This is a genomic window from Pseudoroseomonas cervicalis ATCC 49957, assembly GCF_000164635.1.
GTDB classification, from domain to species: Bacteria; Pseudomonadota; Alphaproteobacteria; order Acetobacterales; family Acetobacteraceae; genus Pseudoroseomonas; species Pseudoroseomonas cervicalis.
The window spans coordinates 1-1,704 of record NZ_GG770979.1 but is presented as its reverse complement, the minus strand read 5'-3'; the positions used below and the strand labels follow the sequence as shown (position 1 = coordinate 1,704).

Annotated in this window: 1 protein-coding gene; it reads right to left on the bottom strand. The window is 75.2% G+C overall.

From position 1 onward, the window contains the following. Window positions 1-92: 92 nt before the first annotated feature. On the bottom strand, window positions 93-1,704 hold a 1,612-nt coding region (locus tag HMPREF0731_RS20920; RefSeq protein ID WP_007006233.1), incomplete at its 5' end, for an amylo-alpha-1,6-glucosidase.

Genomic DNA, 1,704 nt, shown 5'->3' with positions numbered 1-1,704 from the left:
CCTGCACGCGCTGGGCTGCGCCGAGCTGCAGGAGGCGGCCCCCGCCCCGCTGGCGGCCCCCTTGGCCGCCCCTACGGGCTGAGCCGCCCGGCTCAGCCGATCCGCAGCGTCGCCCGCACGCCGCCGGAGCGGCCGAGCACATGCATCGCCACCTCGCCATCGACGCGGCGGAAGGCGATGTCGAGATGCCCCCCGCCCAGCCGCAGATTGTGCAGCGTCAGCCCGTGCAGGAAGCGCGGCAGCACCGGCTGGTCGAACGCCACCCCCGCCTGCGCCGGGTCGAAGCCGAGGCCGAGGCAGGCGCGCAGCAGGGCGAAGGGCGTGCTGGCCGCCCAGGCCTGCGGTGAGCAGGCCACCGGATACAGCACCGGCCCCTGGCCGTGGCGGCGGGGGAAGCCGCAGAACAGCTCCGGCAGGCGGCGCTGCTCGGCCGCGGCGGCGGCGTCGAAGAGGGCGCCGAACACCCGCGCCGCCGCCTCGCGCAGCCCGTAGCGGGCGAAGCCCTCGGCGACCAGCGCGTTGTCATGCGGCCAGACCGAGCCGTTGTGGTAGCTCATCGGGTTGTAGCGCGCCTCGCCCGAGGCGATGGTGCGGATGCCCCAGCCGGTGAAGAAGGAGGGGTCGAGCAGGGTGTGCGCCACCCGCGCCGCGCGCTCCGGCAGGGCGATGCCGGCGAACAGCGCGTGCCCGGCATTGGAGGCGCGCACCCGGCAGGGCCGCTTCTCCCCGTCCAGCGCCAGCACATAGGTGCCGAGCGCCTCGTCCCAGAAGGCGGCGTCGAAATCGCGCCGCAACCGCGCGGCGCGGCGCGCATAGGCCTCGGCGCGGACCGGCTCGCCCAGCGCCGCCAGGATGCGCGCGGCGGCCTGCCAGGCGGCGTAGGCATAGGCCTGCAGCTCGACCAGAGCGATCGGCCCCTCGGCGAGGCGGCCATCGGCGTGGAAGATGGCGTCGTGGCTGTCCTTCCAGCCCTGGTTCAGCAGCCCGTCCGGGCGCTTGCGGCGGTATTCCTGGAAGCCGTCGCCATCGGCATCGCCCTCCTCCTCGATCCAGCGCAGCGCCGCCTCGATGTTGGGCCAGAGCGCGCGCAGCGTGGCCAGGTCGCCGGTGCGGTCGAGATAGGCGCCAGCCAGCATGACGAAGAGCGGCGTGGCGTCGGCGCTGCCATAGTAGCGGCGGAACGGCACCTCGCCGAGCAGCGCCATCTCGCCCTGCCGCGTCTCGTGCAGGATCTTGCCCGGCTCGGCATCGGTGGCCGGGTCGTGCGCGGTGGCTTGGTGCTCGGCCAGGTAGCCCAGCACGCCGCGGGCGATCGCCGGCTCGTGCCACAGCATGTGCCAGGCGGTGATCAGCGCGTCGCGGCCGAAGGCGGTGCTGTACCAGGGGATGCCGGCATAGGGGTAGGGGCCGTGCGGCGTCTCGGTCAGCAGCATGGTCAGGTCGGCGCCGGCGCGGCGCATCGCCTCGTTGAAGATGTCGTTGCTGCTCTCGATGCGCGGCAGCCGCGCGGCGCGCTGCCGCAGCCAGCGCCGCCCCGCGCGCAGCGCCTGGCCGAAGCCGATGCGCGGCCGGCACTCCGGTGCGCCGGTGGGGTTGCAGGCGATCTCGATGAACAGCGCGCAGCGGCCGCGCGCCGGCAGCTCCAGCTCCCACACCGCGCGCTGCCCGTCGAGCCGCGCCGGCGCCGGCTCGAAGCGCAGCCGG